Source organism: Glutamicibacter sp. BW78 (assembly GCF_002332245.1).
In the GTDB taxonomy this organism is placed as follows: Bacteria; Actinomycetota; Actinomycetes; order Actinomycetales; family Micrococcaceae; genus Arthrobacter_H; species Arthrobacter_H rhombi_A.
In genome coordinates this window covers 47,901-67,354 of record NZ_NRGU01000014.1, presented here as the reverse complement: position 1 = coordinate 67,354, position 19,454 = coordinate 47,901, and the positions used below count along the sequence as shown (strand labels likewise).

Below are 19,454 nucleotides of genomic sequence, written 5' to 3'. Positions count from 1 at the left end.
GGCAATGACCGTCGTGAAGGTGGTTTCCGCGGCGGTAATGACCGTCGTGAAGGCGGCCCGCGCGGGGGAGCCGACCGTCGTGAGGGTGGTTACCGCGGTGGCAATGACCGTCGTGAAGGTGGTTTCCGCGGTGGTAATGATCGTCGTGAAGGCGGCCCACGCGGGGGAGCCGACCGTCGTGAGGGTGGTTACCGCGGTGGCAATGATCGTAAGGATGTCGGCTACCGCGGCAAGGAAAAGCGTTTTGACGGTGGCTTCAGGAATAAGCAGGATTCAGCTGAACCACGTGAGCTGAAGCGCGGGGACGATACGCGACGTAATTTCCCTGGTCTGGATGATGGAGAACGCCCGGCGCATAATCCTGCTGACTTGCGAGTCTCCAACCGAGCCGATCGTCCGCGCTCTCCTGAGATTGACTCCGACGTTACGGGTAAGGAACTGGACCGGATCACTCGTGCCGAGCTGCGTTACCTGGATGAGAAGAACTTTGATTGGGTTGCCAAGCACCTGGTGATGGCTGGGCGCATGATCGACCTTGAGCCGGATACCGCCTATGAGCACGCCATGGCTGCGAGTAGGCGGGGAGGACGTGTAGCTGTTGTGCGTGAGGCCGTAGGCCTGACCGCATACACTGCCGGTAACTACGCAGAGGCTCTGCGTGAGTTCCGCACGTTCCGTCGAATTAGTGGGTCCAATATCCACCTTCCTGTCATGGCAGACTGTGAACGCGGTCTGGGGCGGCCGGAGAAGGCGCTCGAGACGGCGCACAGTGAAGAAGCGACAACGTTGGATACACCAGGCCGTGTTGAGATGGCCATCGTGGCCGCCGGAGCACAAGCGGATCTGGGCAACCATGAGGCTGCCTTGAACGAACTGCAGATTCCTCAGCTCGACATCAACCGGGCCTTCTCTTTCAGCCCGCGTCTGTTTGAGGCTTATGCCCTGGCACTGGAAGCCGTAGGCAAGAAGGGTGAGGCCGAACTGTGGCGTCGCCAGATTACGTTGGCTGAACGGGCCCTCGGAGTCGGAGAATTCCAAGATCCGGACATCATGGACCTGGGCGATGACGATGACTCCGCAGAGGACGACAAGCCGCGCGCACGAGACATTGTCAATGATGCTGGCACGACGCCGGATGAGCGTTCTGGGGGTGCGGCTTCGGGCGAGACGGCTGGCTCTACATCGGAATCTGAAAGCTCGAGCACCGCAGAGTTCCGAGGCACGGAAAATGTCGAGACGAGTGGCAGCTTTGAGGAGCCGGGTCAGACCGATTCCGACGGAGAACCGTCCTCCCACGCGCCCGAAACCGACCAGTAGGATATTCAGCTCGCTATGTTGATTTCCGCTTTCGACGCCGTCCTTTCAGATCTCGACGGTGTCGTCTATACCGGTCCGAATGCCATTGAGGGAGCCCCCGAAGCGCTGGGGCGATTGGCTGGTGTCGGGGTCGAGCTGGCCTACATCACCAACAATGCCTCAAGGTCCCCGGAAGTGGTTGCGCGGCATCTTCGCAAACTTGGCGCCCCGGCGGAGGCCAGCACGGTCTTTGGTTCGGCTGATGCCGGCGCTGACTTGTTGGCGGAACGCATCCCGGCGCAGAGCAAAGTCCTGGTGGTGGGTAGCGCGTACTTACGTGATTGCGTCGTCTCACGCGGCTTTGCGCTGGCAGAGTCCGCTGACGAGTCGCCGGTCGCAGTCATTCAGGGGTTCGACCCCGAGGTGAACTGGTGCGATCTGGCTGAAGCAGCTCATGCACTGAATGCCGGGGCGTTGTGGGTGGTCACCAACACCGACATGACCATTCCACGAGCTCGTGGAATGGCCCCCGGCAACGGCTCGCTGGTCCGGGCTGTGTCGTCGGCAACATCAGTGAAACCCGTTGTTGCCGGCAAACCCGAGCCATTGCTTTTCCATGTCGCCGCAGAGCAACTCGAGGCTGCGAAACCATTGGTGGTGGGTGACCGTCTGGACACCGATATCCTCGGCGGGAACCGTGCTGGTTTCGCGACCGCTGTTGTACTCACCGGGGTAGATGATCCCGAGTCCATCCTTGGTGCTCCGACCGATCAGCGTCCGCGGTATCTCTTGGGGACCCTTGCCGAACTGTATGCGGACTATCCGATTGTGCAGGCCACCGGAAAGCAGATCGTTTGCGGGCAAGCGCGTGCCGGCGTGGAGAACGGGAAGATTACCGTGACCGGTTCGCGGGAGGACCTCAACAGTTGGCGTGCAGCCTGCTGCGCGTGGTGGTACGCGAATCCGCATTCAACCGAGCGCACAACACCGGAAATCAGTTTCAGTTCATAAGGCACCGTTCGGCGTCGTAATCGCTGCCCCGTAGACGAGGAGGACCATCGTGGATAACCCCAAGGACGAACATCACGCCGGGACTACTGGTGATCCTGTCGTCGACGAAGAGCTCGAAGTCCTGGATGTCCTGGAGGGGCTGCCTGTTGAAGAACACCAGGCAGTATTTTCTGCCGTGCATGAAGCCTTGCAACGTACGCTCGATGAGGATCCTGCCCAAGCATGAGCCGACTCGACCAAGAACTCGTTGCCCGCGGCATGGCTCGTTCGCGGACCCATGCGGCTCAGCTCATTGCCGATTCGCGCGTCAGCATTGATGGCCACTTGGTGACACGGGCAGCGAAGCACGTGACGGAGTCCCAACACCTGTCCGTGGGTGATGCGGAAGGGGAGGAATACGTCAGCCGGGCCGGACATAAACTCGCTGGCGCGCTGGGGGCCTTTACTGACGTCGTCGTGGAGGGTCGTCGTTGTCTAGACGCAGGAGCCTCCACCGGTGGATTTACAGAGGTTCTCTTGCGGCGTGGAGCTAGCCGAGTGATCTCCGTCGACGTCGGGCATGACCAATTGGTCCGGGAGATCCGCGATGACCCGCGTGTCGACGTGCATGAAGGAATGAATATCCGTGCAGTCACCAGTGAAATGATCGGTGGCCCCGTCGACCTGGTCGTCGCTGACCTCTCCTTCATTTCCTTGCGTCTGGTCGTGGGGCCCCTGGCTGGTGTGACCCGTCCTGGCGGGGAACTGGTCTTGATGGTTAAACCCCAGTTCGAGGTGGGGCGAGATAACCTCGGGCGGACCGGCGTCGTCACAAGCACCGAACTTCGACGACGGTCTGTCGCAGGGGTGGTGCAAGCCGCCCGGGAATCCGGACTCACTCTGACCGGGTTGGCCCGAAGCCCACTGCCCGGACAGGATGGAAATGTGGAGTTCTTCCTCCGGCTTCGCTCCGCGGCCACCGAAGCCTACCCACAACTGGACACGGAATCCCCGAGACTGCCAGAAGTTGACTACTCTTGAAGGGAACCCGTTTCGGACGGACCCCTCCGTGTCAGGAACCGGAGACCATTACGCCTTCGTCTACCGTGAAGTAGGTTCACATAAGGGAAGGAACGCATGAGACGAATACTCGTCCTGGCGCACACCGGGAGGGAAGACGCCCTCCGGGCGGCGTTGGATACCTGTCTTCGACTGCGCGACTCCGGGCTCGTTCCCGTGATGCGCCGCGAAGAACTCCGGAACGTGCGCAATGCCCCCGACGGCAAAAGCCTCGAAGTGGAGGTCCTTGACGAAGACGTCTCACTGAGCGATATCGACCTCGGCATGGTCCTCGGCGGTGACGGCACCGTGTTGCGTGCCGCCGAAATGGTGCGCGAGTCTGCGGTCCCACTTCTGGGCGTCAACCTGGGTCATGTTGGATTCCTTGCTGAAAGTGAGCGAGCAGATCTACGCCAAACCGTGGACTGGGTCGTGAACCGTCATTACGTTGTCGAAGAACGCATGGCCATTGACGTGCAGGTCTGGCTCGGAAACCGGCGGATTGCCCACACCTGGGCGTTGAATGAGGCCGCCGTGGAAAAGGCCAACCGCGAACGGATGATCGAAGTCGTTATGGAGGTCGATGGCCGACCCATCAGCACTTTCGGCTGTGACGGCATGGTCATGGCCACCCCTACCGGGTCGACTGCCTATGCCTTCTCTGCCGGTGGTCCGGTGGTGTGGCCAGGGGTCGAAGCGTTGATCTTGGTGCCGATTTCCGCTCATGCCTTATTCGCCAAACCATTGGTCGTCGCACCGACGTCGACCATGGCCATCGAAATGCTGACACGTACAGATGCCCAGGGCGTGCTGTGGTGCGATGGCCGCCGGACACTGGACCTTCCGCCAGGGTCTCGAGTTGAGGTCACCCGTTCTTCTAAACCGGTGCGTTTGGCCCGCGTGAACCGCACGCCGTTCAGCGAACGTCTGGTGCGTAAATTTGAACTGCCGACCAGTGGTTGGCGTGGTCCTGTGGCCGATGCGCACCGAGATACAGCCACCTCCGCGCTGCCGGTGGTGACCTCGCCCCTCCAAGTTGTCGAGCCCCGCCACTACCAGCCGCGTCCAGACTCGGAGCAGCACCCATGATCGAGGAGATCCGTATCTCCGACCTCGGCGTCATCACCCGGGCCACCTTGGAGCTGGACCCGGGCTTCACGGTCGTGACCGGTGAGACCGGTGCCGGTAAAACCATGGTTGTTACTGCCTTGGGACTCCTGCTCGGCAATCGTGCCGATGCTGGGGCGGTCCGTCACGGAGCCAAGCAAGCCGTCGCCGAAGCCACATTGCGTTTGCCGTCAGGTAGTCCCGCCGTCGCCCGCGCCGAAGATAGCGGTGCCCTGGTGGAAGAACACGATGGGGATTCTGAGTTGATCCTGGCGCGGATCCTCAGCGCCGAAGGTCGGAGCAAGGCCGCCGTCGGGGGCACCTCAGCTCCGGTGGGATTGCTCTCGGAACTCGGATCCCACTTGGTAGCAGTGCACGGACAAAGCGACCAACTGCGCCTGCGCAGCGCGGTGGCCCAACGGGAATCCCTCGACAAGTTCGGGGGGCCGGAGCTGGCCACGGCACGTTCCGACTACCAAGAGACCTTTGACGGCTGGAAGGCCGTCTGGATGGAGCTGGAAGAGATCACCTCCGCGTCCCGCGAACGGGCCCGTGAGGCAGAATCCCTACAACTGGCGCTGGAGGAAATCGATGCCGTCGACCCGCGGCCGGGCGAAGACGAAGACCTCAAAGCCGAAGCCCAGAAACTGGGAAACGTCGAAGGACTCCGGTCCGCTGCCGTCACAGCCCATGCGGCGCTCAGCGGAGATGAGTTCAGTGAGGATCCCAACGCCGTCGGTTTGGTCGACGTTGCCCGCCGGTCCCTCGAACTCGTCGCCGATGATGATCCGGAATTGCGGGTGCTCGGCAGCCGGGTCCAAGAGATCGGCATCCTCGTTGCCGACGTGACCATGGAACTCGGTAGCTATCTCGCGGCACTCGACGGAGACGGCCCCGGGCGGCTGGCCGAGGTCGAGGAACGTCGTTCGGTTCTGAACCAACTGATCCGTAAATATGCCCCGACCGTCGACGAAGTCATCAGCTGGTCCGAGACTGCGCGCAGGCGGCATATGGACCTGCAGGACGACACTGGAAGGGTTGAGGCCCTCCAGAGCCAACTGGAGGGCCTGCAGGGGCGGCTGACAGAGCAGGCCGCGGCCCTTAGTGCTCTTCGTCGTGCCGCGGCGCAGCGACTCTCCGAACGCGTCAGCGCCGAGTTGGCAGCCCTGGCGATGCCCGACGCCCAATTCGTCGTGGAAGTCACCGACGCCGAGGAACCGGTCAGGCATGGGGCCGACAACATCTCCATGTTGCTGCAACCCCATGCGGGCAGTGCTCCTCGTCCCCTCGGCAAGGGTGCCTCCGGGGGCGAACTCTCGCGTGTCATGCTGGCCATCGAGGTCGTGTTGGCCGAAACCGATCCGGTGCCGACGTTCGTCTTCGATGAGGTCGATTCCGGAGTCGGTGGCAAGGCAGCCGTCGAGATCGGAAAACGGCTGGCCATGCTGGCCCGTCATGTTCAGGTGATCGTGGTGACCCACCTGCCGCAGGTTGCTGCCTATGCCCAAAGACATATCCGGGTGATCAAGAACTCCGATGCTCAAGCACAGGAGGGCGCGGGTTTCACCGCCAGCGACGTCGTCCGGCTCGAAGAGGGCGATCGTGTGCGTGAGTTGGCACGCATGCTGGCCGGAGCGGAAGACTCCGACACGGCGCAGGCGCATGCGGAGGAACTGCTCGAAAGCGCTCGTCAGGCCGTTTCGAGCTTCGTGACATAGCTTTTTCGGATGCCAACGACGGCGTCCGGGAGGTAGATTGACGACAACCCGTCCAGCAAATAGATGATAGGCTCGAACCCCGTGGTGCAGCGAACATTTTCCAAGTCCCGGTCCGAAACTACCAAGCAGATTTTTGTCACCGGTGGTGTGGCGTCGTCCCTCGGAAAGGGGCTGACGGCTTCAAGCCTCGGTCACCTTCTGCGGGCACGTGGCCTCACGGTGACCATGCAGAAACTGGATCCATATCTGAATGTGGATCCCGGCACGATGAACCCCTTCCAGCACGGCGAGGTCTTCGTGACCGACGACGGTTCCGAGACGGACCTCGATATCGGCCACTACGAACGCTTTCTGGATGAGAACCTCGACGGTTCGGCCAATGTAACCACCGGTCAGGTTTACTCGCGGGTCATCGAAAAAGAACGTCGTGGCGACTACCTAGGCGACACTGTCCAGGTCATCCCGCATATCACCGACGAGATCAAGCGCCGCATGCGGTTGCCCTCCGAGGCTGACGACGCACCCGACGTGATCATCACCGAAATTGGTGGCACCGTTGGCGACATCGAATCACAGCCCTTCCTCGAATCAGCACGCCAGGTGCGCCAGGACGTCGGTCGCAATAATGTGTTCTTCGTCCACGTTTCGCTGGTCCCCTATATCGGTCCGTCCCATGAGCTAAAGACGAAGCCGACCCAGCACTCTGTGGCGGCATTGCGCTCCATCGGCATCCAGCCAGACGCCTTGGTGATCCGTTCGGATCGCGAAATCCCGAACGAAATGCGGGAGAAACTCGGGCGGACCTGTGACGTCGATCCCGAGGCAGTCATCAACTGCGCCGACGCTCCGAGTATCTACGACATCCCCGTGAAGATCCATGATCAGGGGCTGGACGCTTATATCGTGCAGGCCCTGGGCCTGAAGTTCAAGGATGTCGATTGGACGCAGTGGACCCGCCTGCTGCATGTGGTCCACCACCCCGACCACGAGCTCGAAGTGGCGCTGGTCGGAAAGTACATCGAACTGCCCGACGCCTACCTCTCGGTCACCGAGGCGCTCCGCGCCGGTGGTTTCGCCAATGGTGCCCGGGTCAAAATTCGTTGGGTCCCGTCGGATGATTGCGCCACCGACGCAGGAGCCAAAAAGGCGCTGCACGGGGTAGACGCCATCTGCGTTCCCGGTGGCTTTGGCATCCGCGGCCTCGACGGCAAGCTCGGCGCGCTGAAGTTCGCCCGTGAGAACGCGATGCCGACCTTGGGCCTCTGCTTGGGCTTGCAGTCAATGGTCATCGAATACGCCCGAAACGTCGCCGGTCTGGCTGAAGCCTCATCGACCGAATTCGAACCCGACTCCGTTCATCCGGTCATCGCCACGATGGCCGAGCAGCAGCATATCGTCGATGGCAAGGGCGATCTGGGCGGCACGATGCGTCTGGGTCTCTACGACGCGATCTTGGGCGAAGGAACGGTCGTGGCTGCGACCTACGGAACCACTGAGGTCGCCGAACGCCACCGTCACCGCTACGAGGTCAACAACAGCTACCGCAAGCAGCTGGAGGACGCCGGATTGGTCTTCTCTGGAACTTCCCCGGATGGCGAGCTGGTTGAATTCGTTGAACTCCCGGCAGACCAGCACCCGTACTACGTCTCCACGCAGGCCCATCCGGAGCTCAGCTCGCGTCCCACCAGGCCGCACCCGCTGTTCGCCGGCCTGATCAAGGCGGGGCTGGAGCACCAGAAAGCCGGTCGATAGAGCATGACCAGCCGAGGGCGAGAGAGCACGGCGCCGGTAGATGAAACCAGCCGGCGCCGGGTGCTGCATTCCGAAACCGTGTATTCGGGGCGCATCTGGAATGTCTTGCAGGACACCTTCGAATTATCCGAAGGTGCCGCCCCCCTGGTGCGGGACTACATCGACCATCCCGGTGCCGTGGCTACCCTGGTCCTCGACGACCAGGACCGGGTGCTGTTGGTGCGGCAATACCGTCATCCGGTGGGCATGCAGTTATGGGAGATCCCCGCAGGGCTGCTCGACATGGAGGGGGAGCGACCGCTGCAGGCGGCAGCTCGAGAATTGGCCGAAGAAGCAGATCTGACGGCCGGTCGGTGGGATGTCCTGGTGGATATGTTCAATTCACCAGGTTCCTCCAGTGAAGCACTACGCATCTATCTGGCCCGCGATCCGCACCTCGTTCCCGCCGACCAGCGTTTCGAACGCACGGAGGAAGAAGCGGAAATGCAATGGCAGTGGGTTCCGCTTGCCGACGCCGTCCAGGCGGTGCTGGACGGAAATATTCATAACCTTTCGGCAGTCGCCGGCGTCATGGCTGCCGCCGCTGCTCGGGCCCAAGACTTCACCGGTTTGCGGCCTGCCGAAGAGCCGTGGACGGCCCACCCTCGTCTGCGGGCTTCCGGGGGATAGGGAAGCGGGTGAGCACATGTCCACGGCCGTGACGCCGGAGCCGGCAGCCGCCGGAGACGGTGAGGGGGTTCCCGGACCGTTGGCCAGAGAGTTGGCCGCCTATCTGCAGCACGTCGCCGTCGAACGAGGGATGGCAGCCAACACTGTGGCGGCGTATCGCCGGGATCTGCAACGGTACGCGACGTTCCTCGCCGGTAGAGATGTTGAATCCGCGACAGAAATCACCCGCCATCATTTGACCGAGTTCTCCCAATCGCTCCGTGACGGTTCCGATGGTGGGGCTCCCCTCAGCGCCCGCTCCGCGGCCCGCAGTGTCGTTGCCGTCCGGGGCTTGCACCGGTTCTGGGTCCTGGAGGGGACCACCAACGACAACCCCGCTGCGGACCTCCATCCGCCAGCTGCCGGGCAGCGGCTGCCCAAGGCCATCAGCGTTGCCGAGGTGACCGCGCTTCTCGAAGCGGTCCCCACCGACTCCGAATCGGGGCTCCGCGATCGGGCATTGCTGGAGTTCCTGTATTCCACCGGTGCGCGTATCAGCGAGGCAGTGGGACTGGACGTCGATGACCTGCACCTGGAGCGGCCGTCCGACGGCCCTGCCATCGTCCGACTATTCGGCAAGGGATCCAAGGAGCGCGTGGTTCCCCTGGGGTCTTACGCCGCTACGGCCTTGCAGGCCTATCTGGTCCGGGGCCGCCCCGGAATGGCTGCCAAGGGGCAGGGAACCCCCGGGCTGTTTTTGAATCGTCGTGGTGGCAGGCTGAGCCGGCAATCGGCCTGGACGGCACTCAAAGTGGCCGCGGAACGTTCAGGCATCGGCAAGGACGTCTCCCCGCATACGCTCAGACATTCCTTCGCCACCCATCTGCTGGAAGGCGGTGCCGATGTCCGTGTGGTCCAGGAACTCCTCGGCCACGCCTCGGTGACGACTACGCAGATCTACACCATGCTCAATGCCCAGACTCTCCGCGAGGTGTATGCTGCGACGCACCCCCGCGCACACCATTAGAAACGGACCGTCAACACCATGGCACCCACACCGGCAGCTTCTCCCGTTCAGGTCGTCCTGTGCCTGCCCATCCTGCGCGGGCTCACTGGCAGTCAAGTGCTGCTGGGGCTGAAGCAACGGGGGTTCGGTGTCGGGCACGTGGTGGCACCCGGCGGAAAGATCGAGCCGGGGGAGAGCCCGGCCCAAGCGGCGGCACGGGAGCTCCGAGAGGAAACCTCGCTGATCACGGATCCGGCATCGCTGGAACCTGCAGCCCGTGTCTACTTCCGTTTTCCGGCCAACCACGCAGCAGATATGGACTGCCAGGTTTTCTTGACCTCTGACTTCTCCGGCATGGCGGCTCCCTCGGACGAGCTCGTACCAGGATGGTATCCGGTCGGACATCTACCCCTGCCCCAAATGTGGGAGGACTCGCCGATGTGGCTGAACCGGATATTCTCCGGTGAACGCTTCGACGCCCTGGTCTGCCTGGGGGAGGACAACGAATCGGTGGCCCACTTCGCCACCATTGACTGGCCTGCGCGTCAGCTCCCTGACACTCCCGCCATTGAAACTGACTTTCCCACCACTTCGTAGCCAAGGCCGGAGCCGGGATCTGCTGCTGGGAGGCGCCAACCGGGGAAAGAATGAGAATTGCAACAATCATCCAGTCGATAAATCGCCTAGACGATTAAACGTCTATTTTTTTGAATGGACGCCCTCTGCTGCGCTGAGCGAACGAGTGGAAGGCCGTGACAGATCTAGCCTCGTCAAGCAGGCGCAGCGTTCGTTCCATGCGGGCCGTGACCTGCGACGTTGCGGCAATGCCCGGGCTCCGGATCGGGAGCAGACTGCCGCCGAGCCTGGACGTCGGAGAGCTTCCATGCCCCGGCGCCGGGGTGGTGCACCTTCGGTCAGGACTTCACGACAACTCCCTGCCCCGTGCCACGAGCAGCAACCTGGGACCTGAAAAAAGAACGGCGGTGCGGAACCCCCTGTGGGGCCCGCACCGCCGGTGCTCGAAATGACTCAGGCCTTATAGCTCTCGCTGGTCCGGACCGTTGTAGGCGGACAGCGGGCGGATCAGCGCGTTGTTGGCGCGCTGTTCCATGATGTGCGCTGTCCAGCCGGAAATACGTGAGGCGATGAACAACGGGGTGAACATCTGGGTGTCGAAACCCATCAGATGGTACGTCGGGCCTGCGGGGTAATCCAGGTTCGGCTTGATGTGCTTCGCCTCGGCCATGGCCGCCTCGAGGCCATCGTAGAGTCCCAGGATCTCGTCGCGGCCGAAGTGGGCGATCATTGCGTCGAGCGCCTTCTTCATCGTGGGAACGCGGGAGTCGCCGTTCTTGTAGACCCGGTGGCCGAAGCCCATGACCTTCTTTTTGGCGGCCAGCGCTTCCTCCATCCATTTCTTGGCACGGATGGCCGCAGCCTCGCGGGTCTCATCCTTGCGGATGCCGATCTCCTCGAAGGTGTGCATGACGGCTTCGTTGGCACCGCCATGCAAGGAACCCTTCAAGGCTCCGATGGCCCCGACGACTGCCGAATGCATATCCGAGAGCGTCGAGGTGATCACCCGGGCGGTGAAGGTCGAGGCGTTGAACGAATGCTCCGCATACAGCACCATCGAGACACGGAAGGCGTCCACGACCTCAGGTGCCGCTTCTTCACCATTGGTCATCCACAGGAAGTTCTGCGAATAGTCCAGATCATCACGCGGGGCGACGACGTCCTGATTGCGGCGCCGACGCTGATCGTAGGCCAGGACCGCAGGGAAGCGGGCCAGCAACGACTTGGCTTTTTCCAGCTCGGCCTCCGGGGACGGGTCCTCGGCCAACGGGTGGTTGGCACCGAGGACCGAAACCGCGGTCCGGGCCACGTCCATCGGGTGGCATTCCAGCGGCAAGAGGTCCACTGCGGCCTTGACGTTGTCCTCCAAGGCGCGGTTGGCCCGTTCGTAGGAGACGAACTCCTCCAGTTCCGCGGCACTGGGTAATTCGCCGGTCCACAAGAGCAACGCCACTTCTTCGAAGCTCTTCTGGGCAGCCAGGTCCTGGACCGGGTAGCCGCGATAGAGCAGGGAATTGGTATCAGGGTTGACCTTGGAGACGGCGGTGTAGTCGACGACGACCCCGGCCAGGCCCTTTTTGATGTCGGTCTCGGTTTCGCTCATGCTTACTGCTCCTTTGAACCCGATGGAAGATTTGCGCCATTGCCGTCGATCTCGAGCCCGGGGACCTGGAAATTGAAGATCCCGGTATCGAAGCGGTTGTACGCTTCATAGTCCACCAGATCATACAACCGGGCGCGGGTCAGCATCTGCGGAACCTGTTCTTGCTGGGTCCCTTGGGAGCTGATGGCGTCCAGGACTCGCTCCGCGGCACCCATGGCGCTGCGTAGCAAGGTGACCGGGTAGATGACCAGAGCGACGCCGGTTGCGGCGAGGTCTGCACGAGTGAACAATTCAGATTTACCGAATTCAGTCATATTCGCCAGTACCGGCACGTCCACGGCGTTGCAGATGGCCTCGAACTCCGAGAGGTCCTTCATCGCCTCGGGGAAGATCGCGTCGGCTCCAGCATCGACGAGGGCCTTGGCCCGCTCCACGGCAGCATCCAAACCGTCCACGGCACGCACATCGGTGCGGGCCATGATCAGGAAGTTCGGGTCCCTGCGGGCATCTGCTGCCGCAGCGATCCGCTTGACCATGGTCTCCAGTTCCACGACGTTCTTGCCGTCCAGGTGGCCGCAGCGTTTCGGGTTGAACTGGTCCTCGATATGGCAGCCGGCCAGGCCTGCGTGTTCGAGTTCCTGAATGGTCCGGGCCACGTTCATCGGCTCGCCAAACCCGGTGTCTGCGTCGACGATGGCCGGCAGGTCGGTCATGCGGGCGATTTGCCCGGCCCGACCGGCGACTTCACTGAGCGTGGTCAGGCCGACATCGGGCAGGCCGAGATCGTTGGCGAGGACCGCACCGGAGATGTAGACGCCATCGAACCCCTTTTCCTCGATCAGTCGTGCCGAGAGCGGATTGAAGGCTCCGGGGAACTGGCGTGCGGTCCCGGGGACCAGCATCTCGCGCAGGGCGCGACGCTTGGCCTCGGGAGTGGTGGTGGAATACAACATCTAGAACAATCCCTTCGGTGCGGCGGCAGCGTCGATGACACCCGGTGCGGCGACGATGTTCAACTGGTCCATTTCTCCCGCGGCCAGCTCGGGCAGGCGTTCGGCTGCGGCGATGAAACGGTCGATTTCCTCGGGGGCGACCAATCCTTCTGCCAGGGTGCGGAACTTGTTGATGTACTGCTCGCGGGCGAACGGCCGGGCGCCGAGGGGGTGGGCATCGGCGACGGCGATGTCATCGGTGATGACCGTACCGTCGTTCAGGGTGATCTCCACCGATCCGCCGAAGGCCTTCTCGGCGATGTCCATCGAGTGGTAGCGGCGGGTCCATTCGGCATCTTCTTCGGTGGTGACCTTATGCCAGAGTTCCACGGTGTCGGCCCGGCCGGCACGCTCGGGGGCGTAGGAGTCGACATGGTGCCACGAGCCATCCTGCAGGGCCACGGTGAAAATGTAAGGGATCGAGTGGTCCAGCGTTTCGCGGGAAGCGGTCGGATCGTATTTCTGCGGGTCGTTGGCGCCGGAGCCGATGACGAAGTGCGTGTGGTGGCTGGTCTTGATCAGCACCGATTTCACGTTGGCCGGGTCGGTGGCCTCCGGGTGTTCGCGGTGGAGCTTGCGGGCCAAATCGATCCACGCCTGCGCCTGGTATTCGGCCGAGTGCTCCTTGGTGTAGGTATCCATGATGGCGCGTTTGGCTTCACCGGCCTCGGGCAGCGGCACCGTGTAGGCGGCGTCGGGCCCATCAAGCATCCAGGCGATCACGCCATCTTCGCCCTCATAGATCGGCACGGGGGAGGTCTGCCCGCGCATGGCGCGGTCGGCGGCCTCGACGGCCATCTTGCCGGCGAAGGCCGGTGCATGGGCCTTCCAGGTGGAGATCTCGCCCTTGCGCGACTGGCGGGTCGCCGTCGTGGTGTGCAGTCCCTGGCCAACGGCCTGGAAGATCGTTTCAACGTCGAGCCCCAGCAGGGTACCGATGCCCGCGGCGGCGGAAGGGCCCAAGTGCGCGACGTGGTCGATCTTGTGTTTGTGCAGGCAGATGGACTTCACCAGATCGACCTGGATTTCATAGCCGGTGGTGATGGCGCGCACGACGTCGGCGCCGGAGGCCCCGGTGTGCTGGGCGACGGCCAGGATCGGCGGGATGTTGTCTCCGGGGTGGGAGTACTCGGCGGCCAGGAACGTGTCATGATAGTCGAGCTCGCGCACGGCGACCCCGTTGGCCCAGGCAGCCCACTCGGGGGAGACCTTCTCGGTGATCCCGAAGACCGAAGCCCCGGCGCCACCGGTGCTGGGGGCATGGCAGAGGGCCTGGGAGCGGGCAGCAACGATCGGTCCACGGTTCAGTGAAGCCACGGCGACCGAAGCATTGTCGATCACCCGGTTGATGACCATGTCGGTGACCTCGGCGGAAACCGCCACCGGATCGGCGGCGACGGTGGCGATCTTATGGGCCAGCTGTTCCTCGCGGGGCAGGTTCTCTTCCGAACGGTAGACACGGACTGGGTGGTTGATCATGCGATGGCCTCTTTCGGTAGGGCATGGGATCTGATGTGTTCAAGACTGTTGTGCAGGTGCAGCAGTGTGGCGGCCGAAGCAAGTCCGGGGTCTCCGGAGGCTACCGCCCGGGCGATCTGGGCGTGTTCGCGGGCCGAAGCACGCAAACGAGCCGGGGCATCATGGGAGAGCCGACGCAAGCGGGCCAGATGCACACGCAGACCCTGGAGGGCCTGGGCCAGATAGGCGTTGGATGCTGCGTCTTCGATGGCGGCGTCCAGTTCGCCGGCCAAGCCGTAGTAGCCGTCACGATCGGCGGCGGCACTCAGGTTCTCTGCCGCGGCATCGAAGCGTCGGGCCAGCTCGTTGAAGATGGCCGGAGTGCCGGATCGGGCCGCGCTACGGGCGGCTTCGATCTCGAGGGCGCGACGCAGGGAAAACAAATCGTCAACGTGGTCCAGCGAGACGTCGGAGACGACGACGCCACGACCTCGTTGGGAGACCGCGAGACCGTCGGCGGCCAACCGTGACAAGGCTTCGCGCAGTGGGGTACGGGAAACGCCGAGTCGTTCGGCCTGCTCCACCTCGCCGAGCACCGAACCCGGCGGCAGGGCCCACGAGACGATATCTCGTCGCAGCGCCGCGTAGGCTTTATCACTGGCCTTCATGCCATCAGTGTATACAAGAACTCGGCGCGATGGCCACACTGGCGCGAGATGCTCTCAGGATCTGGGTGAATTCTCAGATCTGTGTATACAGAATGGTTGAGCATCTGTGATCCGGACCATAGAGTGGGCCCATACCTGCCCGTCCACAAGGGAGTTGCCAGATGTCTGACTACCGCGAAACCTACGCCGCCAGTACCGAAGACCCAGCAGCCTTCTGGCTGGAAGCGGCCACGCTGGTTGACTGGAGCACCCAGCCCGAACGAGGGCTGGACGACTCCTCCGCTCCGTTCTACAGCTGGTATCCGGACGGGAGACTGAACATCACCGTGAACGCCCTGGACCGCCATGTGGCTGCCGGCCGCGGAGACCAACCGGCACTGGTCTACGATTCTGCGGTCCTGGGCATCCAGCGCAGTTTCACCTACACCGAGCTCCTGGACCAGGTGGCACGTTTCGCCGGCGTCCTGCGAGATCAGGGGATCGGGGCGGGGGACCGGGTCATCCTGTATTTGCCGATGATCCCGCAGGCGGCCATTGCCATGCTGGCCTGTGCCCGGATCGGTGCCGTGCACTCGGTGGTTTTTGGTGGGTTCGCCGCCAAGGAATTGGCGGCCAGGATCAACGACTGCCGCCCGAAGGCCATCGTGACGGCCACCGGAGGGGTTGAACCGGCCCGCCGCGTTGAATACCTGCCGGTTGTTGCCACGGCGATGGAAACCGCAGCACATCAGGTGGACACCGTCGTCGTGCACCATCGTGAAGGCTTCCAACATGACCGTTCCGAATACGGGGGAACCCCCGCAGGGTGGTTCGATTGGGAGGACCTGAGCGCAACGGCGGAACCGGCAGGCCCGGTGGACATGGCTGCCGGGGATCCGCTGTACATCCTCTACACCTCGGGAACGACGGGTTCTCCGAAGGGGGTGGTCCGCGATACCGGCGGGTATGCGGTGGCCATGGCGTGGTCGATGCGCAATATCTATGGAGTCGAAGCCGGTGAGACGATGTTCACCGCTTCCGACGTCGGCTGGGTGGTGGGGCACTCCTACATCGTCTACGGGCCGCTCATCGCCGGCGCCACGACGGTGCTTTACGAGGGCAAGCCCGTCGGCACCCCCGACGCCGGCGCCTTCTGGCGGGTCGTGGCCGAACACGAGGTCGACGTCATGTTCACTGCCCCGACCGCGCTACGGGCGATCCGCAAGGCCGACCCGGAGGCGGAGCTGCTGGGCAACCACGACACCTCGCGGTTGCGCGCACTCTTCGTCGCCGGGGAACGACTCGACCCGGATACCTTCGCCTGGGCAGGAGAAGTGCTGGGGGTGCCCATCGTGGATAACTGGTGGCAGACCGAAACCGGGTGGCCGATTGCCTCCAACCTGTTGGGGCTTCAGGCCCTGCCGATCAAGGCAGGTTCCCCGACCGTTCCGGTTCCGGGCTATCACGTGAAGATCCTTGACCCGCTGGGCGAGCCGGTGGGTGCGGGGGAGGAGGGCAACATCGTCCTGGAGCTGCCCTTGCCGCCCGGGGCGCTCCGCACCCTGTGGGGCAATGATGAGCGCTACCGTTCGGCCTATCTCGACCAGTTCCCCGGCTTCTACACCACCGGTGACTCCGGCTACCTCGACGAGGACGGCTACCTCTACGTCATGGGCCGCACCGACGACGTCATCAACGTTTCGGGCCACCGGCTCTCCACCGGGGCCATCGAGCAGGTCCTCGGGGCCCACCCTGCGGTGGCCGAATGCGCGGTCATCGGCGTGGCCGATGAGCTCAAGGGTCAGAGCGCTTGTGGTTTCGTCGTGCTCAAATCGGGGATCTCCACCTCCGAGGAACAGCTCGCCACCGAACTCGTGGCCCTGGTGCGCGAGCGGATCGGACCGGTGGCCGACTTCCGCCGGGTCCGGGTGGTGGAGGCCCTGCCGAAGACGCGCTCGGGAAAGATCCTGCGCAAGACGATGCGCCAGATCGCCGACGGCAAGGCCTACTCGGTGCCCTCGACGATTGAGGACCCCGCGGTCATCGAGGCACTGATACCGTTTTTGCGGATGGACTGAGCGGGCCGGGGGCCGGGTGCCGGATGTGGCTATCGCCAACGGTATTCATACTCCGGCCGGCCCGGGGTGCCATATCGCGGTGACTTGATCGCCCGATCGGCCCCGGCCAGGTACTCCAGATAGCGGCGGGCGGTCACCCGGGAAAGCTGTACGACGTCGGCGACTTCGGTGGCCGACAATGCCGCTGGTTCGCTCTGGAGGACACCGGAGACCGCAGCGAGCGTCTCCTCCAGCAATCCCTTGGGCAACCGGGTGGGGGCCACCGTGCGCAGGGCAGCCAAGGCGCTGTCGATCGTGGCCTGGGTCGCAGTGCCATTCGCATCGGCGAGGTTGAGCCGGAAATTCCGGTGGTTCTCCAGCCTCTCCCGGAATACGGCGAAACTAAACGGCTTGATCAGATACTGGGTGACCCCGGCGGAGAGTGCCGTTTTGACCACGTGGAGGTCCCGGACGGCGGTGATGGCGATAATGTCCACCGTATGCCCACGACCGCGGATCCGCCGCGCCACGTCGAGTCCGTGGAGGTCGGTGAGGTTCATATCCAGCAGGACCAGATCGATCGGGGCCCCGCCGGCGGCCGCCGCGTCGATCCTGGCCAGTGCCTCGCCGCCGGTGAGCACGACGGCATCGACCACGTAGCCCGGGATCCGTCGCACGTAGTCGGCGTGGGCCTGGGCCGTCAACGGCTCGTCATCGAGGATCAGCGTGCGCAGTTCACGGTCGGTGGCCATGGTCGGCACCTCCTGGTGATGGTAGGCCGGGCACCTGCGATGCCAGCGGCAGGGTGATGGTGAAGATCGCACCGCCGTCGGATTCAACCTCGAGCGTCCCGTTGAGGCGGGCCACGGCCTGACGGACCAGGGCCAGACCGAGTCCGCGTCCCCCGGGGCCCTTGGACGTGCCTCCGAGGCGGAAGATCTCTTCGAGGTGGTCGGTGTCGACCCCCGGCCCGGAATCGGCAACGGAGATGATGAGCGTCTGGTCCGCCACCGAGAAGTCGGCCCAGACGGTGCGTAGCGGTGAGGTGGCCGCGGCGTCGAAGGCGTTATCGAGCAGGTTGCCCGTCAGGGTGACCAGATCCCGGGCATCCAGCGAACCCGGCGGAAGGTCCCCGCTGGCAGACATCGTCAAGCGGATCCCCCGTTCATGGGCCTGGGCCGCCTTGCCGATCATCAGGGCGGTCAGGAACGGCTCGTCGATGGATTGCACGAACTCGTCGGTGAGCCGCTGGGACTCATACTGATCCTGCACAGCGAATTCCAGTGCCTCCCGTTCGCGACCCAGTTCGATCATGGTCGCCACGGTGTGCAGTCGGTTGGCATGTTCGTGGGTCTGGGCCCGCAGCGCCTCGGAGAGCGTCTTCATCGACTCCAGTTCTCCCGTCAGCGCCTGTAGCTCCGTGTGGTCACGCAGGGTGGCCACCGTGCCCAGCTGGCGCGGGGTTGGACGGACCGCCGGCTCGCCCCGGCGCAGCCCACCTGACCTGCGGAACGGAAAGACGGGCGAGGGGCCGATATCCGGTTCCCTGGCGCGCTGTTGGCTGATCACCAGGATTCTTTCGCGGGTCAGATGGATCTCGTCGGTGGCCCGGCGGCCCGACGCAAAGAGGTCCAGGACCGTCTCGGGTAGGCCCAGCTCCTCGACAGGTGCCGGTTTCAAGGCTCCGGCCGGCGGTAGCCCCAACAGATCTGCGGCCTGGTCGTTGTAGAGCACGAGGCGACGGTGGTCATCAATGAGCACCAAGCCCTCGCGCAGCGAGTGCAGGGCCGAATCGTAGTAAGCGAAGAGGCTGCGCAGTTCCTCCGGGCCGTAGCCCAGAGTCACCCGGCGCAAATAGCGGCTGAGCAGCCAGGAGCCCAGACTCCCGAGGATGGTCGCGGCCAGGGCCACCCAGAGGACCGTGGGCAATGCTGCCGCCTGAGCCAGGGACAGGCTTTGCAGGGTCACCCCGACGGCGACCATCGCGATCACCCGGCCCCCGTCGTCGTACACCGGGGCGATCGCCCGGACGGAGGGGCCGAGGGTGCCCTGATATTCCTCGACCTGGCTGTGCCCGGCCAAGGCCCGGTCGATACTGCCGATATAGGGGCGGCCCAGCTCATCGGGATGCGGATGCGTGAACCGTGTGCGGTCCGGAGCCATGATCGTCACAAAGTCGACATGTGCCATGGCGTTGACCTTCCGCGCGTAGGGCTGCAACGCCTCGGAAGGAGCAGGAGCGGTGACGGAGTCCCGCACGAAGGGGTCTTTGGCGAGGGTCACGGCAATGCCGAGGACCCGGTCCGCCGTCGCCTCCCGGGCTTGCGTCTGGGCGGTGGCGTAGTTGCTGGCACTGACCGCGGCACAGATCAGCACGACCAGCAGCAGTTGGGCCATAAATAACCGGCTGGCCAGCGAAAAAGTGCCCTGCATCGTCGGATGTGTCTTCGCCGCCATGGGGTCCTCCTTGGAATCCGTCACCAAGTTTCGCACGGGGGCCTCCGGCCCCGGCACGGAGACGCGTGAACAATATGAACGCAAGCGT

At 63.7% G+C, this 19,454-nt stretch carries 18 protein-coding genes; 12 read left to right on the top strand and 6 right to left on the bottom strand.

Features of this window, described 5'->3' with window-relative positions; translation table 11 throughout:
- From CIK75_RS16140 to CIK75_RS02720, 11 genes are all read left to right on the top strand, one after another.
- Positions 1 to 295: hypothetical protein (locus tag CIK75_RS16140; RefSeq protein ID WP_158225870.1), on the top strand; the 295-nt coding region annotated here is incomplete at its 5' end.
- Between the two features lie 74 nt (positions 296 to 369).
- Positions 370 to 1,317 carry a hypothetical protein gene (locus CIK75_RS16290; RefSeq protein ID WP_179204201.1) on the top strand — a complete coding sequence of 316 codons (948 nt, stop codon included), beginning with the start codon at positions 370 to 372 and terminating at the stop codon, positions 1,315 to 1,317.
- Positions 1,318 to 1,332: 15 nt separating this feature from the next.
- Entirely contained in the window at positions 1,333 to 2,307 is a 975-nt protein-coding gene (locus CIK75_RS02760; RefSeq protein WP_086994615.1) for an HAD-IIA family hydrolase, read from the top strand.
- A gap of 49 nt (positions 2,308 to 2,356) precedes the next feature.
- Complete coding sequence (locus tag CIK75_RS15975; protein WP_241895246.1) at positions 2,357 to 2,533, top strand: hypothetical protein; 177 nt, start codon at positions 2,357 to 2,359, stop codon at positions 2,531 to 2,533.
- Positions 2,530 to 3,327, top strand: a complete 798-nt coding sequence (locus tag CIK75_RS02750) for a TlyA family RNA methyltransferase (protein ID WP_086994609.1) — start codon at positions 2,530 to 2,532, stop codon at positions 3,325 to 3,327. Before CIK75_RS15975 ends, CIK75_RS02750 begins: the two co-directional genes overlap by 4 nt.
- Positions 3,328 to 3,423: 96 nt before the next feature.
- Positions 3,424 to 4,434 (top strand): NAD kinase, encoded by a 1,011-nt coding sequence (locus CIK75_RS02745; RefSeq protein ID WP_086994606.1) that lies wholly within the window; start codon positions 3,424 to 3,426, stop codon positions 4,432 to 4,434.
- A complete protein-coding gene (gene recN, locus CIK75_RS02740) occupies positions 4,431 to 6,170 on the top strand; it encodes a DNA repair protein RecN (protein WP_096223147.1) in 1,740 nt (579 codons plus the stop codon). Before CIK75_RS02745 ends, recN begins: the two co-directional genes overlap by 4 nt.
- Before the next feature lie 63 nt (positions 6,171 to 6,233).
- Entirely contained in the window at positions 6,234 to 7,922 is a 1,689-nt protein-coding gene (locus CIK75_RS02735; protein ID WP_086994600.1) for a CTP synthase, read from the top strand.
- A gap of 3 nt (positions 7,923 to 7,925) precedes the next feature.
- The gene (locus CIK75_RS02730) at positions 7,926 to 8,591 is read left to right on the top strand and encodes an NUDIX hydrolase (RefSeq protein ID WP_086994597.1); all 666 of its coding nucleotides are present in this window, start codon (positions 7,926 to 7,928) and stop codon (positions 8,589 to 8,591) included.
- A 16-nt stretch (positions 8,592 to 8,607) separates the two neighbouring features.
- Complete coding sequence (gene xerD / locus CIK75_RS02725) at positions 8,608 to 9,597, top strand: site-specific tyrosine recombinase XerD (protein ID WP_086994595.1); 990 nt, start codon at positions 8,608 to 8,610, stop codon at positions 9,595 to 9,597.
- 18 nt (positions 9,598 to 9,615) lie between these two features.
- Positions 9,616 to 10,173: an NUDIX domain-containing protein gene (locus CIK75_RS02720; protein WP_096223146.1), complete on the top strand. Its 558-nt coding sequence runs from the start codon at positions 9,616 to 9,618 to the stop codon at positions 10,171 to 10,173.
- 439 nt (positions 10,174 to 10,612) lie between these two features.
- Here the strand turns inward: CIK75_RS02720 and CIK75_RS02715 are convergent, their stop codons facing one another.
- Genes CIK75_RS02715 through CIK75_RS02700 form a run of 4 tightly spaced genes read right to left on the bottom strand, consistent with a single transcriptional unit; the run spans position 10,613 to position 14,873 of the window.
- On the bottom strand, positions 10,613 to 11,755 hold the full coding sequence (locus CIK75_RS02715; RefSeq protein ID WP_086994590.1) for a bifunctional 2-methylcitrate synthase/citrate synthase: 1,143 nt from the start codon (positions 11,753 to 11,755) through the stop codon (positions 10,613 to 10,615).
- Between the two features lie 2 nt (positions 11,756 to 11,757).
- On the bottom strand, positions 11,758 to 12,708 hold the full coding sequence (gene prpB / locus CIK75_RS02710; RefSeq protein ID WP_096223145.1) for a methylisocitrate lyase: 951 nt from the start codon (positions 12,706 to 12,708) through the stop codon (positions 11,758 to 11,760).
- Positions 12,709 to 14,226, bottom strand: a complete 1,518-nt coding sequence (locus CIK75_RS02705; RefSeq protein ID WP_086994583.1) for an MmgE/PrpD family protein — start codon at positions 14,224 to 14,226, stop codon at positions 12,709 to 12,711.
- Positions 14,223 to 14,873 carry a GntR family transcriptional regulator gene (locus tag CIK75_RS02700; RefSeq protein ID WP_096223144.1) on the bottom strand — a complete coding sequence of 217 codons (651 nt, stop codon included), beginning with the start codon at positions 14,871 to 14,873 and terminating at the stop codon, positions 14,223 to 14,225. The genes CIK75_RS02705 and CIK75_RS02700 overlap by 4 nt, the downstream gene beginning before the upstream one ends.
- A 161-nt stretch (positions 14,874 to 15,034) precedes the next feature.
- On the opposite strand from CIK75_RS02700, the gene CIK75_RS02695 reads away from it, so the two are divergent.
- A complete protein-coding gene (locus tag CIK75_RS02695) occupies positions 15,035 to 16,930 on the top strand; it encodes a propionyl-CoA synthetase (protein ID WP_096223143.1) in 1,896 nt (631 codons plus the stop codon).
- Between the two features lie 29 nt (positions 16,931 to 16,959).
- On the opposite strand, the gene CIK75_RS02690 is transcribed toward CIK75_RS02695, so the two are convergent.
- Both CIK75_RS02690 and CIK75_RS02685 read right to left on the bottom strand, forming a co-directional pair.
- Entirely contained in the window at positions 16,960 to 17,661 is a 702-nt protein-coding gene (locus tag CIK75_RS02690) for a response regulator (RefSeq protein WP_096223142.1), read from the bottom strand.
- On the bottom strand, positions 17,645 to 19,366 hold the full coding sequence (locus CIK75_RS02685; protein ID WP_241895245.1) for a sensor histidine kinase: 1,722 nt from the start codon (positions 19,364 to 19,366) through the stop codon (positions 17,645 to 17,647). Before CIK75_RS02685 ends, CIK75_RS02690 begins: the two co-directional genes overlap by 17 nt.
- Between the last annotated feature and the right edge of the window lie 88 nt (positions 19,367 to 19,454).

Excerpts from the sequence above, each read along its gene's own strand:
- CIK75_RS02760 (WP_086994615.1), top strand. The coding sequence starts at position 1,333 with ATGTTGATTTCCGCTTTCGACGCCGTCCTTTCAGATCTCGACGGTGTC.
- CIK75_RS02750 (WP_086994609.1), top strand. The coding sequence starts at position 2,530 with ATGAGCCGACTCGACCAAGAACTCGTTGCCCGCGGCATGGCTCGTTCG.
- CIK75_RS02745 (WP_086994606.1), top strand. The coding sequence starts at position 3,424 with ATGAGACGAATACTCGTCCTGGCGCACACCGGGAGGGAAGACGCCCTC.
- recN (WP_096223147.1), top strand. The coding sequence starts at position 4,431 with ATGATCGAGGAGATCCGTATCTCCGACCTCGGCGTCATCACCCGGGCC.
- CIK75_RS02735 (WP_086994600.1), top strand. The coding sequence starts at position 6,234 with ATGATAGGCTCGAACCCCGTGGTGCAGCGAACATTTTCCAAGTCCCGG.
- CIK75_RS02730 (WP_086994597.1), top strand. The coding sequence starts at position 7,926 with ATGACCAGCCGAGGGCGAGAGAGCACGGCGCCGGTAGATGAAACCAGC.
- xerD (WP_086994595.1), top strand. The coding sequence starts at position 8,608 with ATGTCCACGGCCGTGACGCCGGAGCCGGCAGCCGCCGGAGACGGTGAG.
- CIK75_RS02720 (WP_096223146.1), top strand. The coding sequence starts at position 9,616 with ATGGCACCCACACCGGCAGCTTCTCCCGTTCAGGTCGTCCTGTGCCTG.
- CIK75_RS02715 (WP_086994590.1), bottom strand. The coding sequence starts at position 11,755 with ATGAGCGAAACCGAGACCGACATCAAAAAGGGCCTGGCCGGGGTCGTC.
- prpB (WP_096223145.1), bottom strand. The coding sequence starts at position 12,708 with ATGTTGTATTCCACCACCACTCCCGAGGCCAAGCGTCGCGCCCTGCGC.
- CIK75_RS02705 (WP_086994583.1), bottom strand. The coding sequence starts at position 14,226 with ATGATCAACCACCCAGTCCGTGTCTACCGTTCGGAAGAGAACCTGCCC.
- CIK75_RS02700 (WP_096223144.1), bottom strand. The coding sequence starts at position 14,873 with ATGAAGGCCAGTGATAAAGCCTACGCGGCGCTGCGACGAGATATCGTC.
- CIK75_RS02695 (WP_096223143.1), top strand. The coding sequence starts at position 15,035 with ATGTCTGACTACCGCGAAACCTACGCCGCCAGTACCGAAGACCCAGCA.
- CIK75_RS02690 (WP_096223142.1), bottom strand. The coding sequence starts at position 17,661 with ATGGCCACCGACCGTGAACTGCGCACGCTGATCCTCGATGACGAGCCG.
- CIK75_RS02685 (WP_241895245.1), bottom strand. The coding sequence starts at position 19,366 with ATGGCGGCGAAGACACATCCGACGATGCAGGGCACTTTTTCGCTGGCC.